Source organism: Mesorhizobium sp. LSJC285A00 (genome assembly GCF_000503155.1).
Lineage (GTDB): Bacteria > Pseudomonadota > Alphaproteobacteria > Rhizobiales > Rhizobiaceae > Mesorhizobium.
The window spans coordinates 157,594-173,250 of sequence record NZ_AYVK01000004.1; the positions used below are offsets into that span (position 1 = coordinate 157,594).

18 protein-coding genes, 1 other RNA gene and 1 pseudogene are annotated in these 15,657 nt (G+C 62.9%); 13 read left to right on the forward strand and 7 right to left on the reverse strand.

Going from position 1 to position 15,657, the window contains the following annotated elements:
• Positions 1–7 precede the first annotated feature (7 nt).
• The 4 genes from X726_RS162395 to X726_RS162380 all read right to left on the reverse strand — a co-directional run bounded on the left by X726_RS162395 (position 8) and on the right by X726_RS162380 (position 1,815).
• Positions 8–229: a ribbon-helix-helix domain-containing protein gene (locus X726_RS162395; RefSeq protein WP_023668319.1), complete on the reverse strand. Its 222-nt coding sequence runs from the start codon at positions 227–229 to the stop codon at positions 8–10.
• Between the two features lie 13 nt (positions 230–242).
• The gene (locus X726_RS162390) at positions 243–437 is read right to left on the reverse strand and encodes a DUF4169 family protein (RefSeq protein ID WP_023667420.1); all 195 of its coding nucleotides are present in this window, start codon (positions 435–437) and stop codon (positions 243–245) included.
• 18 nt (positions 438–455) lie between these two features.
• Positions 456–1,001, reverse strand: a complete 546-nt coding sequence (locus tag X726_RS162385) for an SspB family protein (RefSeq protein ID WP_023667419.1) — start codon at positions 999–1,001, stop codon at positions 456–458.
• A 130-nt stretch (positions 1,002–1,131) separates the two neighbouring features.
• Positions 1,132–1,815: a TetR/AcrR family transcriptional regulator gene (locus tag X726_RS162380; RefSeq protein ID WP_023668320.1), complete on the reverse strand. Its 684-nt coding sequence runs from the start codon at positions 1,813–1,815 to the stop codon at positions 1,132–1,134.
• 188 nt (positions 1,816–2,003) lie between these two features.
• On the opposite strand from X726_RS162380, the gene X726_RS162375 reads away from it, so the two are divergent.
• A complete protein-coding gene (locus X726_RS162375; RefSeq protein ID WP_023668321.1) occupies positions 2,004–3,209 on the forward strand; it encodes a multidrug effflux MFS transporter in 1,206 nt (401 codons plus the stop codon).
• A gap of 210 nt (positions 3,210–3,419) precedes the next feature.
• Here the strand turns inward: X726_RS162375 and ssrA are convergent.
• Positions 3,420–3,778: a transfer-messenger RNA gene (ssrA, locus tag X726_RS1000000168510) on the reverse strand.
• A gap of 168 nt (positions 3,779–3,946) precedes the next feature.
• On the opposite strand from ssrA, the gene X726_RS162370 reads away from it, so the two are divergent.
• A complete protein-coding gene (locus X726_RS162370) occupies positions 3,947–4,258 on the forward strand; it encodes a DUF2853 family protein (protein ID WP_023668323.1) in 312 nt (103 codons plus the stop codon).
• A 341-nt stretch (positions 4,259–4,599) separates the two neighbouring features.
• Positions 4,600–5,394: a thymidylate synthase gene (locus tag X726_RS162365; protein WP_023668324.1), complete on the forward strand. Its 795-nt coding sequence runs from the start codon at positions 4,600–4,602 to the stop codon at positions 5,392–5,394.
• 28 nt (positions 5,395–5,422) lie between these two features.
• On the opposite strand, the pseudogene X726_RS0134575 reads toward X726_RS162365, so the two are convergent.
• Positions 5,423–5,620: pseudogene (locus X726_RS0134575) on the reverse strand (TOBE domain-containing protein).
• Positions 5,621–5,779: 159 nt separating this feature from the next.
• Between X726_RS0134575 and modA the strand changes: the two are divergent.
• From modA to X726_RS162345, 4 genes are all read left to right on the forward strand, one after another.
• On the forward strand, positions 5,780–6,574 hold the full coding sequence (gene modA, locus X726_RS162360) for a molybdate ABC transporter substrate-binding protein (RefSeq protein ID WP_155923189.1): 795 nt from the start codon (positions 5,780–5,782) through the stop codon (positions 6,572–6,574).
• A 15-nt stretch (positions 6,575–6,589) separates the two neighbouring features.
• Positions 6,590–7,294: a molybdate ABC transporter permease subunit gene (gene modB / locus X726_RS162355; protein ID WP_023668326.1), complete on the forward strand. Its 705-nt coding sequence runs from the start codon at positions 6,590–6,592 to the stop codon at positions 7,292–7,294.
• Positions 7,291–8,403, forward strand: a complete 1,113-nt coding sequence (modC, locus tag X726_RS162350; RefSeq protein WP_023668327.1) for a molybdenum ABC transporter ATP-binding protein — start codon at positions 7,291–7,293, stop codon at positions 8,401–8,403. Before modB ends, modC begins: the two co-directional genes overlap by 4 nt.
• A gap of 69 nt (positions 8,404–8,472) precedes the next feature.
• A complete protein-coding gene (locus X726_RS162345; protein WP_023667411.1) occupies positions 8,473–8,814 on the forward strand; it encodes a winged helix-turn-helix domain-containing protein in 342 nt (113 codons plus the stop codon).
• 202 nt (positions 8,815–9,016) lie between these two features.
• On the opposite strand, the gene cobF is transcribed toward X726_RS162345, so the two are convergent.
• Positions 9,017–9,790, reverse strand: coding sequence for a precorrin-6A synthase (deacetylating) (gene cobF / locus X726_RS162340; protein ID WP_023668328.1), 774 nt, complete (start codon positions 9,788–9,790; stop codon positions 9,017–9,019).
• Positions 9,791–9,937: 147 nt separating this feature from the next.
• On the opposite strand from cobF, the gene X726_RS162335 reads away from it, so the two are divergent.
• From X726_RS162335 to X726_RS162310, 6 genes are all read left to right on the forward strand, one after another.
• Positions 9,938–10,954: a DUF4424 domain-containing protein gene (locus tag X726_RS162335; RefSeq protein ID WP_023668329.1), complete on the forward strand. Its 1,017-nt coding sequence runs from the start codon at positions 9,938–9,940 to the stop codon at positions 10,952–10,954.
• Positions 10,954–11,472 carry a dihydrofolate reductase gene (locus X726_RS162330; RefSeq protein WP_023668330.1) on the forward strand — a complete coding sequence of 173 codons (519 nt, stop codon included), beginning with the start codon at positions 10,954–10,956 and terminating at the stop codon, positions 11,470–11,472. Before X726_RS162335 ends, X726_RS162330 begins: the two co-directional genes overlap by 1 nt.
• Positions 11,473–11,617: 145 nt before the next feature.
• Positions 11,618–12,727 carry an FtsH protease activity modulator HflK gene (gene hflK / locus X726_RS162325; RefSeq protein ID WP_023668331.1) on the forward strand — a complete coding sequence of 370 codons (1,110 nt, stop codon included), beginning with the start codon at positions 11,618–11,620 and terminating at the stop codon, positions 12,725–12,727.
• Positions 12,727–13,704: a protease modulator HflC gene (locus X726_RS162320; RefSeq protein WP_023668332.1), complete on the forward strand. Its 978-nt coding sequence runs from the start codon at positions 12,727–12,729 to the stop codon at positions 13,702–13,704. Before hflK ends, X726_RS162320 begins: the two co-directional genes overlap by 1 nt.
• 4 nt (positions 13,705–13,708) lie before the next feature.
• Entirely contained in the window at positions 13,709–13,894 is a 186-nt protein-coding gene (locus X726_RS162315; protein ID WP_023668333.1) for a DUF2065 family protein, read from the forward strand.
• Between the two features lie 238 nt (positions 13,895–14,132).
• Positions 14,133–15,650, forward strand: coding sequence for a DegQ family serine endoprotease (locus X726_RS162310; RefSeq protein ID WP_023668334.1), 1,518 nt, complete (start codon positions 14,133–14,135; stop codon positions 15,648–15,650).
• Positions 15,651–15,657: the final 7 nt, after the last annotated feature.

Genomic DNA, 15,657 nt, shown 5'->3' on the forward strand with positions numbered 1-15,657 from the left:
GAACCATTCAGACCGCGCCGCGCTTGGCCCAGTCCAGCACGTGGAGCCTGAGCGCCGAGGACAGATTGGCATCGCGCGGTCTTGTCTCATCGATCTCCGCGACCAGGGCAGCAAGGGTCAGCTTGCGCGCGGCGGCGATGGCGACGAGATCGTCATAAAAGGGTTTTTCGAGGGAATAGCTGGTGCGATGGCCGCGGATGGTCACGGAGCGTTTTTCGACCGGGCTCACCGCAGGCGGTCCATCAATCGCCCTGGTCTTCCGGGCGTTCGCGGCGGTGGCCGGCGACGAATTTTTCGGCCTTGTCCGATGTCAGACGGTCACGAGTTCTTTCGGCTTTGGAACGGCCGTGCAGAGCGCGGTTCTCGCCGGCGAGCTTTTCCTTTTCGGTGCGCGCCTTCTGCTTGCGGACCTGGCGAAGGTTGACGATTTCGCCCATGTCGCGCCGACCGTCCCGCTACTTCTTGCGGAAGGCGTCGAGCGACACGACGTCGGCGCCCTTGCCGGCGGCGGCATCGGCCACGGCGGGCTTTTTCTCCGCCTCAGTGGCAGCTGCCTTCTTCTCGGCCTTCGGCTTTTTCTCGGAGACGATAGCCAAAGGCTCGGCAGCCGGCTGGGCGGCTGCATCGTCTTCCGCCGGGACGTCGGTCTTAACGTCGAATTCGAGTTCGAAATTGACCGATGGGTCGTAGAAGCCGCGTACGGCCGAGAACGGGATTTCCAGCTTCTCCGGCACGTCGGAGAAGGACAGCCCGACCTCGAAGCCGGTATCGGTCACCTTGAGGTCCCAATACTGGAACTGGATGACGATGGTCATCTGTTCGGGATAGCGCTCGCGCAGCCTGGAGGACACCCGCACGCCCGGCGCGCCGGTCAGGAATGTGATGAAGAAATGATGATTGCCGGGAAGGCCGGTGCGCGCGACTTCGGCCAGGACCTTGCGCATGACGCCGCGCAACGCCTCCTGGGCCAGAATGTCGTAGCGGATGTGGTCGTCGGCCATGTGCTGGTCGGGTTCCGTTGAATCGTCCGCATAGCTGTAATCAAGCTTGAGCGCGGCGTAAACCGGATATAGATCGCTGATGCGCCGAAGCGAAGCCCGTAACGGACGATTTGATCGCCTGCTTTGGCGTTCAGGCGCTGGCCAGCTGTTTTTCCACCGCTGCCGCTGATCTGCGCTTGCCGAAGGCGCGCAGGAATGTGCGCACGCCGTGGGTCGCGGATTGCAGCACTTCATCTTCCGACGGCATGCCGCCGAGCATGAAGGTGGTCTGCAGTTCGGCGTTGGCTAGCGCCAGGAACTGGCGTGCGGCGACATCGGGATCGTCGACCGCGAGATGGCCGGCATGGGCGAGGCGGGCAAAACGGGCGGCAAGTGCCGGCCAGGTCCGGCCCGGCCCCTGGTCGCGCCATTCGGCGAAGAGCTCGGGATAGCGCTCGCCTTCGGTCTGGATCAGCTTGCGCAGGAAGCGTCCGTCGCGGTTGCAGATGCAGTTCTGATTCATGCGCACGGCAAAGCCAATCAGGTCGGCTTCCAGATCCTTCGGCTGGTCTGGGAAAGAGGCGAAGGTGGCGAAGATGCCGGCATTGCAGCGCTCCGTCAGATCGCGCACCACAGCCATGAAGAGCTTTTCCTTGTCGCGGTGGTGATTATAGATGGTCTGGCGCGACACGCCGGCCTCCACCGCGATCAGGTCGATATTCGCGCCGGCAAAGCCTTCCCGGCAAAAGACCGAAGCCGCCGCATCGATAATCGACATACGCTTGGCCTCGTGGCCGCGTGGCGGGAAAATGTCAGGAGAAACGGCAAGCTTCATAGAAATCTATATAGAGGTGATTGACGAATTAGACAAGGCTGTCTAAATTTGTGGACACAATAAATGGGGAATTCGCTCCGTAGAGACGAATAATCTCGCTCTGAGCCGTCGGATTTCAACGGGATGGAACGTCCTAGGGTTAGTCGTCGCGTTGGCGGCGCCAACCAGACTTGAAAGAAGCCTTTATCATGAGTCCCAAATTCCTCCGCATCGCGGTCGTGCTCGGCCTGTTGTCCGCTATCGGCCCCTTCGCCATCGACATGTATCTGCCGGCGTTGCCTTCGATCGGCGAAGATCTGCATGCCGGCACCGCCGCCGTTCAGATGAGCCTTTTGATCTTCTTCCTGTCGATGGGCTTCGGCCAGATCGTCGTCGGACCGATCTCCGACATGGTCGGCCGCAAGCTGCCGCTTTACGGCGGCCTTGCGCTGTTCATGGTCGGCGGTATCGGTTCGGCCATGAGCCCGACCATCGAATGGCTGATCGCCTTCCGCTTCCTGCAGGGACTGGGCGCCAGCGCCGGCATGGCGGTGCCGCGCGCCATCGTGCGCGACCTGCACACCGGCACCGAAGCCGCCAAGCTGATGTCGCTGCTGATGCTGGTGTTTTCGGTGTCGCCGATCCTGGCGCCGCTGACCGGCAGCCAGATCATCGAGAATTTCGGCTGGCGCGCCGTGTTCTGGACGGTGACGGGCGCGGCCCTGCTGGCCACCATTCTGCTGGCGACCTCGCTGAAGGAGACGCGGCCGGCGGAAGAACGCGTCGGTTCCTCCTTCGGAACCGCACTCGCCGGCTATCGCTTCCTCATGGGTAACCGCAATTTCCTCGGCCTGGTGGCGATCGCCGGCTTCGGCATCGCCAGCTTCTTCGTCTACCTCTCGAGTTCGTCCTTCATCCTGATCGACCATTACGGGCTGTCGCCTTCCGTCTACAGCGTGTTCTTCTCGATCAATGCGGTGGCCTTCATCGGCATGTCGCAACTGACGGGGATGCTGTCGGAGCGCTTCGGGCTGAAGCGCGTCGTCTGGGTGGCGGTAACCGGCTATGCCACGACGATGGTTGTGCTGTTCGCAGTCATGGCGACCGGCGTCGACCGGCTCGATGTTATGGCGGCACTGCTGTTCGTCGGCTACGGCTTCCTTGGCCTGGTCATCCCGACGACGTCGGTGCTGGCCATGGAAGAGCATGGCGAGATCGCCGGCACGGCCTCGGCGCTGATGGGCACCCTGCACTTCGCCATCGGTGCGCTGGCGATGGGCGTCGCCGGCATCTTCTTCGACGGCACCCCGCTGCCCATGGTGGCCGGCATCACGCTCTGCGCGGTGATCTCGTTCACGCTGGCCAAACTGACGCTTGGCCGCTCGCGCGAAGCCGTTGAAGCGCCGGCCGAGTAAGCTGACCGCAATCGACCGGAAAGGCCGGGTCATCCCGGCCTTTTTCACGTCTGGGGTAATCCGGCCCCGGCCAGAACCACGGCCTTCACGACGCCAGCGGCAAATTGCACCAGCTCATGGCTCAATTTGGTGTAGGCTTCGCGGCCCATCGTCATGCGAAATCCGGCCAGCGGCAGCCGGCATTGAGCGTACGACATCGAGGAGGGGAGAAGTGGAGGTTTCTGTTGCCAGGTACCTCCGAACCCCGCCTAGAAGTGCGAACCTCTAGGGCTTGATTTGAAGCTATCGCGCCGCTTACGCGGCGAGACGTGCTTCCGCATAGTTGTCATTTGCAACTACAGGTTTAGCCCGATGACGGTGGTACCATGCCGGGCAAAAGTACGATCTTTACACCTTCGTCGATCCTATTTCGCCCCCAGCAACAGCCGCTCTGATCACAGAGCGGTTCTTGGTGGAGGCGCCGGGTACCGCCCCCGGGTCCGAACGGCTTATTACATCGCCCATTTATCGCCATAGTCGGTCAAGCCGACAAAACGAATATAGGGGGCGGGCGCACAAAATGAAAGGCCGCAATGACACTTCTTGGCCGCACCAAACTGCGGCGCCGAGGGTTGACTCGCGCGCGGTCTCAACCGAAGCTTTGCGATGGTGAGGAGTATCGACCGAGCGCACAAGTTGCGGCAGCGCGCCACAGCCCTCATCGATCGGATCCCGTGGCGCCGACATGGGGAAATTTGATGGCCGATTATCTCGCAGACGTGAAGAAATACGACGCCGCCGCAAATGCCGATGTGGTTGCCAAGATTGTGAAACATCTGGGCATCGCGCTGCGCAACCGCGATTCCTCGCTGGTATCCTGCACCGACCCCAAGGAATTGGAGCGCGTCAAGACCAACTGGGTTGCCAAGAAACTCGGCGTGACCGACGGGGCGAAAGCCGACTCAGCGATCGAGAAGACCTGCAAGGCGTTGGCCGCCGACAGCTCCAAGAGCCGCGTGACTTTCTACTATCTGGTCGCCAAGGATCTGGGCAAGCTCGGCTCTTTGTAGAGATTATTGCCGATAGGCAGAGCGCGCGTTTGATTTTGCTCCTCACCTGAGGTCAGCACCGCCCCTCATTGCCCTGCCGGGCATTTCTCCCCGTATAGTGACGGGGAGAAAGGGCTGACCGCAGCCTTGGCTCTCTCTCTCGAACAAGCTTGTGATTGGCGAAACCGCTGATGACAGCGCCCCTCTCCCCGTCCCTATACGAGGAGAGGATGCCGGCAGGCAGGTGAGGGGCAGCGCCACCTCTTGAGAGATGGGGCAAGCCGCGTTCTGGTCCCTTTTGCTGTGTTCGGCCGGCGGCCAGTCGGTTATGATGGCGGTAACCCCGAATCGAGGCGAAGCCGATGCGCCAGTATCTCGACCTTTTGCAGCATGTGCTGGACAATGGCGCCGATCGTGGCGACCGCACGGGCACCGGCACGCGTGGGGTGTTCGGGTACCAGATGCGCTTCGACCTGTCGCGCGGCTTTCCCGTCACCACCACCAAGAAGCTGCATCTGAAGTCGATCATCCATGAACTGCTGTGGTTCCTGGCCGGCGACACCAACATCAAATACCTTAGAGATCATGGCGTTTCGATCTGGGACGAATGGGCCGACGAGAATGGCGATCTCGGCCCGGTCTATGGCAAGCAGTGGCGCTCCTGGCCGGATGGCCGTGGCGGGTCGATCGACCAGATTGCCAATGTTCTGAAGGAGATACGCAGGAATCCGAATTCACGCCGGCTGATCGTTTCGGCGTGGAACCCGGCCGAAGTGGAGGCGATGGCGCTGCCGCCCTGCCACTGCCTGTTCCAGTTCTACGTCTCGGACGGCAAGCTGTCCTGCCAGCTCTACCAGCGCTCGGCCGACATTTTTCTCGGCGTACCCTTCAACATCGCTTCCTACGCGCTGCTGACCCTGATGGTGGCGCAGGTGACCGGGCTGAAGCCCGGCGAGTTCGTCCATACGCTGGGCGATGCGCATCTCTATTCCAACCATTTCGAGCAGGCGCGCGAGCAATTGCGGCGCACACCCAAGGCGCCGCCGACGCTGTGGATCAATCCGGAGGTGAAGGACCTGTTCGCCTTCCGCTTCGAGGAATTCCGGCTGGAAAACTATTTTGCCGACGCGTCGATCAAGGCGCCGATCGCGGTCTGATCCGTCCACCGTCAATCAATTCCGACCCTCAATCGATGTCGACCATGACGTCGGTTGCCTTGATCATGGCATAGGCTGCTTGCCTTTTTCGAGCTTGAGATCGGCAACGGCCTCGTTGGTGATCGAAGCGTGACGACGGAGCCGGCGACATCACCGCGGACAGGCGAGGTGCTTTGACGATCTCGACGATCGTTCCCTTGAGGATGTTGCGGGCGCTGATCTTCATCGGAGTTCCTTTCCGGGTTTCGGTGCACGTCCAAACCAGAACAATCGATGCCGAACATACGCTTTCGCAGGAGGCGGCCTTCCCTTGTTATATTCATCCAGATATATCGGTCGGCAGGAGTCGAGCCAGCAGATTTCAAGCCCAGGGAGAGTTTTCATGTTGGGGCACAAAGGTTTTGGTTTGAGGGCGATCGCGATTGGCGGCTTTGCCGTAGCTCTGATGGCCGTGATGCCGGCGGCTCACGCGGGAGACAAGGTGATCGTGTTTGCCGCAGCCAGCCTCAAGGACGGGCTCGACGCCGTCACCAAGGCCTGCGAAGCCGATGTCGGTGAAGCGGCGACCGTCTCCTACGCCGCGAGCTCGGCGCTGGCCAAGCAGATCGAAAGCGGGGCGCCCGCCGATGTGTTCATCTCGGCCGACCTCGACTGGATGAAATATCTCTCCGACAAGAAACTGACCAAGCCGGACACCGAGGTGAAACTGCTCGGCAACCAGATCGTGCTGGTGGCGCCGAAGGATTCCAAGGTCGAAACCAGGATCGAGAAAGGCTTCGACCTCGCCAAGCTGATCAGCGACGGCAAGCTCGCCATGGGCGACGTCAAGGCGGTGCCGGCCGGCAAGTATGGCAAGGCGGCACTTGAATCGCTCGGCGTCTGGTCGTCGGTCGAAGGCAAGGTGGCGCAGGCCGAGAATGTGCGCGCCGCGCTGAAGCTGGTTTCAACGGGCGAGGCCGCGCTCGGCATCGTCTATGCCACCGACGCGCATGCCGACAAGGGAGTCAAGGTGGTCGGCACCTTCCCGGAGGATTCGCACCCGCCGATCATCTATCCGGTTGCCCAGACCACCGATTCGAAGGACAAGGATACCCCGGCTTTCCTGAAGTGCCTGCAGTCCGCCAAGGCGGTGGAGCTGTTTAGGGATCAGGGTTTCACCGTGCTCACGCCGAGCAATTAAGGTAGCGGCTGACGCATGAACTGGCTGCTGGACCTCACTCCCGACGAATGGAATGCGGTCCGGCTGTCGATCAAGGTGGCGACGGTGGCGATGCTGTTCAGCCTGCCGCCGGGCATCTTGATGGCGCTTTTGCTGGCCCGCGGAAAATTCTGGGGCAAGACGCTGCTCAACGGTGTGGTTCACCTGCCGTTGATCCTGCCGCCGGTGGTGACAGGTTATCTCTTGCTGCTTACCTTCGGCCGGCGCGGGCCGGCGGGAGCGTTCCTGGCCGAGCATTTCGGCATCGTCTTCTCGTTTCGCTGGACCGGCGCCGCACTGGCCTGCGGTATCATGGGCTTTCCCCTGATGGTGCGGGCGATCCGGCTGTCGATCGAGGCGGTCGACCGCAAAATGGAGGCAGCGGCGGGAACCCTCGGCGCCAACCCGGTTTGGGTCTTCGCCACCATCACGCTGCCGCTGATCCTGCCCGGGCTGATCGCCGGCTCGATCCTGTCCTTCGCCAAGGCGATGGGCGAGTTCGGCGCCACCATCACCTTCGTCTCCAACATTCCCAACGAGACGCAGACGCTGCCTTCGGCGATCTACACCTTCACGCAGGTGCCTGGCGGCGATGACGGGGCGCTCAGGCTGACGCTGATCTCCATCGTCATCTCGATGGCCGCATTGGTCGCCTCGGAAGTGCTGGCGCGGCGCGTCGGCCGGCGGATGGACATCGAATGAGCGTGCTGGTGGACATCAGCCATCGGCTCGGCGGTTTCGCCGTCGACGCGCGTTTCGAAAGCGCCGGGCGGCTGACGGCGCTGTTCGGGCCATCGGGCTCCGGCAAGACGACGCTGATCAACGTGATCGCCGGCCTGATCCGGCCGACCAAGGGCCGTATCGCGGTCGACGGCTGTGTGCTGGTCGACACCGATGCCGGCATTTTCGTGCCGAAGCACAAGCGCCGGATCGGCATGGTGTTCCAGGACGCGCGGCTGTTTCCGCATATGAGCGTGGCCGGCAATCTGCGCTATGGCCGCTGGTTCACGCCACCGGCGGAGCGCTATGCGGATATCGACGCGGTCGTCGAACTGCTCGGCATCGGTCCTCTGCTCGACCGGCGACCGGCAAAGCTCTCGGGCGGCGAGAAGCAGCGCGTGGCGATCGGCCGGGCGCTGCTTGCCAGCCCGAAACTGCTGTTGATGGACGAGCCGCTGGCCTCGCTCGACGATGCGCGCAAAGCCGAGATCCTGCCCTATATCGAGCGGCTGCGCGACGAGACCAAGCTGCCCATCGTATATGTCAGCCACTCCGTCGCCGAGGTGGCGCGGCTGGCCAGCGACGTGGTGGTGATGGCGCAAGGCAAGGTCGCTGCCTCAGGCCCGACCGGCGCGATCATGCAACGGCTCGAATTGCTGCCGGCGGAGGAACGCGGCGAGGGCGGCGCGGTTCTCGACACCAAGGTGCTGCGCCATGATGAGATCTTCGGGATGACCGTGCTCGGCTCGGCGGCGGGCGAAATCCGGGTGCCGCAATTGGCGGTCTCGGTCGGCGCGCCTGTGCGCATCCGAATCCGCGCCCGCGACGTGATGATCGCCACCGAACAGCCGAAAGGTCTCAGTGCGCTCAACATCCTGCCGGGCGCCATCGTCGCAATCGGCTCGGGCGAGGGGCCGACGGTCGAAATCGGCATCGACTGCAATGGCGCAACCGTGCTTGCGCGCATCACCGAACAATCCAGGCAGGTACTGAACCTTCAACTCGGCGGCAAGGTGTTCGCGGTGATCAAGACTGTCAGTTTCGACCGCGCCAACACCGGCGCCGGGCTGCCGGCCGAAGCGGATGGCTGATAGCCGCTATATCGTTTTGGAATAGCGCTATGGGTCGAGAGGGGCTAGTGTGACCGTGGAGGACAAGAGATGCCGTCGCTGAGCCTGCGGATAAATCTCGATCCGGACGGGCGCATAGGTCCGGGCAAGATCGAATTGCTGGAGCAGATCGCCACTTTCGGCTCGATCTCGGCTGCGGCACGCGGCATGGAGATGTCCTACAAGCACGCCTGGGATCTGGTGGAAGATATGAACCGTGTGTTCGGCAAGCCACTGGTCGCGGCGCAGACCGGCGGCAAAAAGGGCGGCGGCGCACAGCTGACCTCAGTTGGCCTTGCGGTCGTCAGCCGTTTTCGCGCTATCGAGCGCGCTGCGGCGGCAGCGGCGGCCACGCATATGGACGCCTTGCAGGCGGAGATTGATGCTGGGTGAGGGTTGAAGCTTGCGATCCGTCACACCCCCCTCTGTCCTGCCGGACATCTCCCCCGCAAGGGGGGAGATCAGCTAGCCCGTAGACGGGCGCTAATCTGTTAGGCGATTGGCGAAATCCTCCGTGACGGCCAATCTCCCCACTAGAGGGGGAGATGTCCGGCAGGACAGAGGGGGGCGCGAAGGAACTCGACCTTTGAGCGCGCTATTCCTCGGGCTCTCCTGCTTTACGCAGCAGATAGGTGTCCATGATCCAGCCCTTTCTTTTCCGGGCTTCTTCTCTCGTCCTCTCAATCTCCTCGCCGACATCACCCAGGCGACCGGAAACGATGATCTCGTCCGGTGTGCCGAGATAGGCGCCCCAATGGATGATCAGATCCTTGTCTGCCAGCGTGTTGAAGGCGCATTTGCCGTCGAGCATGACCACGGCGCTGCCGGCATTGTGCGGCATGCCTTGTTCGGCGAGGCGGCGGCCGGTGGTGATCAGCACGGGGTCGCCGATGCGGTTCAGCGCCATTTTGTGGCTGGCGGCGAGCGCCTGGACGGCGGTGATGCCGGGGATGACTTCCAATTCGAATGCGACATTGCCCCTCAGTCTTACGCGCGCGAGGATGCGCAGCGCGCTGTCATAGAGCGAGGGGTCGCCCCAGATCAGGAAGGCGCCGCAGCCGTCCTCGGCAAGTTCGTCGCGGACCAGGCTCTCATAGATCTGGGCGATGGCCTCGTGCCAGTCATCGACGGTCGAGCGATAGGAAGGCGCCGGCTCGGCGCGCACCGGCACGTCGAACTCGACGCGGCGCGATTTCGGATTGCTGACGAAACGGTCGCAGATCTGGCGGCGCAATTCGGCAAGGTCGTTCTTCTTCGCCCCTTTGTCGGGAATAAACAGGACGTCCGCCCGGTTCAGGCCATCAATCGCCTGCACGGTCATATGATCGGGATTGCCGGCGCCGATGCCGATGACGAGAAGCTTGCGCATGACGCGAACTCCTGCCCGATCGAAACCTGTTAGTCCAGACCGCCGATTGGCGTGTCCAGACACTGTGGCGTCCTGTTGGGAGACGGAAGGCTTTGAAACGCCACACTGAAACGGCTAGGGTCGCGGCATTCTTGGCGAGGGGCTTCGATGTTGCAATATGTTCTGACCGTAGCGCTGGCGCTTTCAGCAGCGCCCGCGCTGGCCAATGATACGACCGCCGAACTCGGCACAGGTGGCCTGATCCTGTCGCGTAGCGACGCGGTGTCGATGCAAAGCGAGGACCTCTATATCTCGCCGGAAAAGGTCACGGTCGACTACGTCTTCCACAACAACACGGACAAGGATGTAAATGCCATCGTCGCTTTTCCGCTGCCGGACATCGAAGGCAATCCGGAGGAAATGCCGGCCATCCCGGAAAACCAGAGCGACAATTTCCTTGGCTTCGAGGTGACGATCGACGGAGCGCCGGCAAAGCCGCAGCTCGAGCAGAAAGTGTTCGCTGTCGGCATCGATATCGGCGCCGATCTGAAGGCGCAGAACGTGCCGTTCAATCCGTTCGGCGATGCGGCCAAGGCGGCCCTGGCGAATCTGCCGAAAACGGTCGCCGAGGATTGGGAAAACCGCGGCATCATCATCGAGGATACGGGCAGCGACGGTACCGAGGCGAAAAAGGTCTATACGCCGTGGTGGCAGTTGCGCTCGACCTATTGGTGGCGCGCGACCTTTCCGGCCAACAAGGATGTCCACGTCTCGCACCGCTACAAACCGAGCGTCGGCGGCACGTCATCGGTGAGTTTCTTCTATGACGGCAAGTTCTCCGAGGGCAGCCAGTATACGACCTACAAGACCCGCTACTGCATGGACGACAGCTTCGAGAATGCGGTGCGGCAGGCCGCCAAGGCCGAAGGTTATCCGCATTTTTACGAGAACCGCATAGCCTATATCCTGACCACCGGCGGCAACTGGGCCAATGGCAGCATCGGCAAGTTCAAGCTGACCGTCGACAAGGGCAATCCGAAAGCGCTGATCTCGTTTTGCGGCGACAATGTCAAGAAGGTCGGGCCGACGACCTTCGAGACGACGGCGCAGGATTTCTATCCCGAGCACAACATCGACATATTGCTTTTGGAGCCGTCGGATAACGGCGCCGGGGAAGCCAACTGATGGACGTCGCAATCTATGTCGCCATTGCGCAGAACGGCGTCATCGGGCGCGACGGCGGCTTGCCGTGGCGGCTGTCCACCGATCTCAAGCGCTTCAAGGCCGATACGATGGGCAAGCCCGTCATCATGGGCCGCAAGACTTATGAAGGCATCGGCCGGCCGCTGCCGGGCCGATTGAACATCGTGGTGACCCGCGACAAGGCCTGGCGCGCCGAGGGCATAGAGGTAGCGCACTCCCTGGAGGCCGCGATCCAGCTGGCCACGGTGCGCGGGCGTTGCATGAACGGCGTCGACGAAATCTGCGTCATCGGTGGCGGCGAGATCTATGCGCAGGCGCTGCCGCTGGCAGACCGGCTGCACGTCACCCATGTGCTGGCGACGGTCGATGGCGACGCGCATTTTCCCGACATCGATCCGGATTTGTGGCGCCTTGTCAGCGCTCAGGACGTTCCGGCCGGTGAAAAGGACAGCCATGCGACGCGCTATTCGGTTTACGAGCGACGCCGCGGCGTGCATTGAGACGATAAAAGGGTCGCGAACGTCCAAAACGGACATGCTCGGCAGCGGATCGCGTTGAAAGCGCATCGCTGCGTCCCTATAGAAGAACAACTGGATTTTGCGCCGCAACGTCGGCGCTGAGGGAATCCCAAGCGAAAGGACATTCATGCCCTGGAACGACAAGAGCGGCGGCGGCGGCCCATGGGGCGGCGGCGGCAACAATCAGGGACCCTGGGGGCAGGGACCGAAGGGGCCTAGCGGCCCGCCGGGGTCACCTCCCGATCTCGAAGACATCATCCGCCGCGGCCAGGACCGGCTGCGGCGCGCGCTGCCCGGTGGCGGCGGCGCCAGCCCGGCCGTCTTTGCGCTGATCGCAGCGGCTCTGATCGTGCTGTGGGCGTTCAAGGCGGTCTACACCGTGCAGCCGGACGAGGTTGCGGTTGAGCTGCGCTTCGGCAAGCCGAAGGCGGAGCTGTCGCAGCCGGGTCTGCATTTCCATTGGTGGCCGGTCGAAACCGTCGAGACGGCCAACATCGCCGAACAACTCGTCGATATCGGTGGTGGCGGCGCGACGAGCGGCAACTCGTCGGGGCTGATGCTTACCGGCGACCAGAACATCGTCAACGTGCAGTTTTCGGTGGCCTATCAGGTCTCCGATCCCCGGGCCTATCTGTTCGACGTCTCCGATCCCGAAGGCATGCTGCAGCAGGTCGCAGAGAGCGCCATGCGCGAAGCGGTCGGCCGGCGACCGGCCCAGGACATCTTCCGCGACGACCGTCAGGGCATCGCCGCGTCGGTGCGTGAAATCATCCAGACGACGCTGGACGGCTACAAGGCCGGCCTGAATGTCAACGCGGTTTCGATCGAGGACGCGGCGCCGCCGCGTGAAGTGGCCGACGCGTTCGACGAAGTGCAGCGCGCCGAGCAGGACGAAGACAAGTTCGTCGAGCAGGCCAACCAGTATTCCAACCAGAAGCTTGGCCAGGCGCGTGGCGCCGCGGCGCAGATCCGCGAGGACGCGGCAGCCTACAAGAACCGTGTCGTCCAGGAAGCCGAAGGTGAGGCGCAGCGCTTCATCTCGGTCTATGACGAATACGCCAAGGCGCCCGACGTGACGCGCCGGCGGCTTTATCTGGAAACGATGGAGAAGGTGCTGAAGGATTCCAACAAGGTCATCGTCGAACAGGGCAATGGGCAAGGGGTCGTTCCCTATCTGCCGCTGCCGGCACTGCAGCCGAAGGCGCCGGCGCCTGCGACCACGGGAGGAGCCCAGTGATGGCCAATCGTCTTCCCATCATCGCGGTCATCGCGGCCGTGCTTCTGTTCCTGCTCTACTCCTCGGTCTTCGTGGTCAACGCGCGCCAGCAGGCGCTCGTGCTGCGGTTCGGCGAGATCGTCGACGTGAAAAATGAACCCGGCATCTATTTCAAGGCGCCTTTCGCCTTCTTCGACGCCGACAGCGTGCAATTGATCGAAAACAGGGTGCTGCGCTTCGATCTCGATAACATCCGCGTCCAGGTTTCGGGCGGCAAGTTCTATGAGGTCGACGCTTTCATCGCGTACCGCATCTCGGATCCGCGGGTGTTCCGCTCCGCGGTGTCCGGTCAGATCACACTGGCCGAAGCACGACTGAGGACGCGTCTCGATGCGGCGCTGCGCCGTGTCTACGGTCTGCGCGACTTCGAGGCGGCGCTCTCGGAAGAGCGGGCCGTGATGATGCGCGAAGTGCGCGATCAGCTGCGGCCCGACGCCACCTCGCTCGGCCTGCAGATCGAGGATGTGCGCATCCGCCGAACCGATCTGACGGCTGAGGTTTCGCAGCAGACCTTCGACCGCATGAAGGCCGAACGTTTGGCCGAGGCCGAACGGCTGAGAGCGCGCGGCAAGGAGGCCGCGCAGCGCATCACCGCCCGCGCCGACCGCGAAGTGGTGGAAATCGTCGCCGAGGCGCGCAAGGAATCGGAAATCCTGCGTGGTGAAGGTGAAGCCCAGCGCAGTGCGACCTTTGCCGACGCCTACAAACGCGATCCGGCGTTCTTCGACTTCTACCGGTCGATGAATGCCTATGGCACGGCGCTGGACAACTCCGGGACGACGATGGTGCTTTCGCCGAACTCGGAGTTCTTCCGCTTCTTCCGCAATCCGGACGGTACGGACGCGAAGCCGGCGACACCTGCGGCTCCGGCGACGGCACCTGCCGCGCCGGCGACGGCACCTGCCGCGCCGGCTGCACAACCTGCACCCGCCCAGTAGGGCGGTGCAGGATTTCCTTGCGGCCATAGGCCTGGTCCTCGTCGTCGAGGGTCTGGTCTATGGCGGCTTTCCCGGCCTTGCCAAACGTCTTGCCGGCGAAGTGCTGTCGACGCCGGAAATTGCGCTGCGCATCGTCGGGCTAGTGGCGATCGCCATCGGCGTCGGCATCGTCTGGTTGGTGCGTGGCTGAGGACCGCTGATCTGCAATTCCAGGAAAGTGTGAGCGGTTTTCCGTCCGGAATTGCGTAAAAGCAAAGGGATCGAACGGTTCGCCGTTTCCGCGAAACGGCGAACCGTTCTAAGGTGTAACGGAGGATTTATCCTCCTGATGTGGCCATAGCCGCAAACGTGCCGTATTTCTTGCCAACATGACGCGACGCGGCGTTTTGCCGAAGCGCTTTTCTTTTCAGCAATCCGGGAGGCTTTCGATGACATCCAACACCCTTCTGCGCGCGGCGCGGCGGACGTTCATCGCAGGTGCTGCGGCACTTCTGGTCGGCGCGCTTGCCGTTCCAGCTTTCGTGACGCCGACGATGGCCGCGGACGGACCGGCTTCGGTTGCCGACCTCGCCGAAGGCCTGCTCGGTGCGGTGGTCAACATCTCGACCTCGCAGACCGTGAAGGGCACGGAAGGTCCGGGCGCGGTGCCGATGCCGCAGCTGCCCGAGGGTTCGCCGTTCCAGGATTTCTTCGACGACTTCTTCAAGAACCGTGGCGGCGACAAGGATGGCGGCGCGCAAAAGGTACAGTCGCTGGGCTCCGGCTTCGTGGTCGACGCCGAGCAAGGCATTGTCGTCACCAACAACCACGTCATCGCCGATGCAGACGACATCGAGGTGAATTTCTCCGACGGCGTGACGCTGAAGGCGACGCTGGTCGGCACCGACACCAAGACCGACGTGGCGGTGCTCAAGGTCGACCCGAAGGGCCACAAGCTGACGGCGGTGAAATTCGGCGATTCCAACAAGATGCGCGTCGGCGACTGGGTGATGGCGATCGGCAATCCGTTCGGCCTTGGCGGCACGGTGACGGTCGGCATCGTCTCGGCCCGCAACCGCGACATCAATTCCGGCCCCTATGACGACTTCATCCAGACCGACGCCGCCATCAACCGCGGCAATTCCGGCGGGCCGCTGTTCAACAGCCTGGGCGAGGTCATCGGTATCAACACGGCGATAATCTCGCCGTCGGGCGGCTCGATCGGCATCGGCTTCTCCATCCCCTCGCAGCTTGCCTCGGGCGTCGTCGACCAGCTGCGCCAGTTCGGCGAGACCCGTCGCGGCTGGCTCGGCGTGCGCATCCAGCCGGTGACCGACGACATCGCCGAGAGCCTCGGCATGGCCACCGCCAAGGGCGCGCTGGTGGCCGGCGTCATCAAGGGCGGACCGGTCGACAACGGCACAATTCTCGCCGGCGACGTCATCATCAAGTTCGACGGCAAGGACATCCATGAAATGCGCGATCTGCCGCGCGTCGTGGCGGAAAGCCCGGTTGGCAAGGCGGTCGACGTGATCATCGTGCGCAAGGGCGTCGAGCAGACGGTGAAGGTGACGCTCGGCCGGCTTGAGGACGGCGAGAAGGTTGCCGCCGGTGAGGACGGCACTACCGATGAGGACAAGGGCGGCGACAAGGCGCCCGCCGTCTCCACGGCCTCGGTGCTCGGCATGACCGTCGGCGAGCTCAATGACGACACACGGAAAAAATTCGGCATCGCCGCCGATGTCTCCGGCGTCGTCATCACCGACGTCACCAAGGATTCGGCCGCAGCCGAGCGCGGCATCCAGGCCGGCGAGGTAATCACCGAAATCGCCCAGGAATCGGTCGCGACCCCGAAAGACGTCATGGACCGGATCGGCGCGCTGAAGGAGCAGGGCCGCAAGAATGCGCTCTTGATGCTGGCGTCCAAGACAGGCGAGTTGCGCTTCGTGACGATCCGGATGGATTGAGTCCGGT

Excerpts from the sequence above, each read along its gene's own strand:
- X726_RS162385 (WP_023667419.1), bottom strand. The coding sequence starts at position 1,001 with ATGGCCGACGACCACATCCGCTACGACATTCTGGCCCAGGAGGCGTTG.
- X726_RS162375 (WP_023668321.1), top strand. The coding sequence starts at position 2,004 with ATGAGTCCCAAATTCCTCCGCATCGCGGTCGTGCTCGGCCTGTTGTCC.
- X726_RS162310 (WP_023668334.1), top strand. The coding sequence starts at position 14,133 with ATGACATCCAACACCCTTCTGCGCGCGGCGCGGCGGACGTTCATCGCA.
- X726_RS162345 (WP_023667411.1), top strand. The coding sequence starts at position 8,473 with ATGCCGTCGCTGAGCCTGCGGATAAATCTCGATCCGGACGGGCGCATA.
- cobF (WP_023668328.1), bottom strand. The coding sequence starts at position 9,790 with ATGCGCAAGCTTCTCGTCATCGGCATCGGCGCCGGCAATCCCGATCAT.
- X726_RS162365 (WP_023668324.1), top strand. The coding sequence starts at position 4,600 with ATGCGCCAGTATCTCGACCTTTTGCAGCATGTGCTGGACAATGGCGCC.
- modC (WP_023668327.1), top strand. The coding sequence starts at position 7,291 with ATGAGCGTGCTGGTGGACATCAGCCATCGGCTCGGCGGTTTCGCCGTC.
- X726_RS162370 (WP_023668323.1), top strand. The coding sequence starts at position 3,947 with ATGGCCGATTATCTCGCAGACGTGAAGAAATACGACGCCGCCGCAAAT.
- X726_RS162320 (WP_023668332.1), top strand. The coding sequence starts at position 12,727 with ATGGCCAATCGTCTTCCCATCATCGCGGTCATCGCGGCCGTGCTTCTG.
- X726_RS162335 (WP_023668329.1), top strand. The coding sequence starts at position 9,938 with ATGTTGCAATATGTTCTGACCGTAGCGCTGGCGCTTTCAGCAGCGCCC.
- X726_RS162390 (WP_023667420.1), bottom strand. The coding sequence starts at position 437 with ATGGGCGAAATCGTCAACCTTCGCCAGGTCCGCAAGCAGAAGGCGCGC.
- X726_RS162380 (WP_023668320.1), bottom strand. The coding sequence starts at position 1,815 with ATGAAGCTTGCCGTTTCTCCTGACATTTTCCCGCCACGCGGCCACGAG.
- hflK (WP_023668331.1), top strand. The coding sequence starts at position 11,618 with ATGCCCTGGAACGACAAGAGCGGCGGCGGCGGCCCATGGGGCGGCGGC.
- X726_RS162330 (WP_023668330.1), top strand. The coding sequence starts at position 10,954 with ATGGACGTCGCAATCTATGTCGCCATTGCGCAGAACGGCGTCATCGGG.
- modB (WP_023668326.1), top strand. The coding sequence starts at position 6,590 with ATGAACTGGCTGCTGGACCTCACTCCCGACGAATGGAATGCGGTCCGG.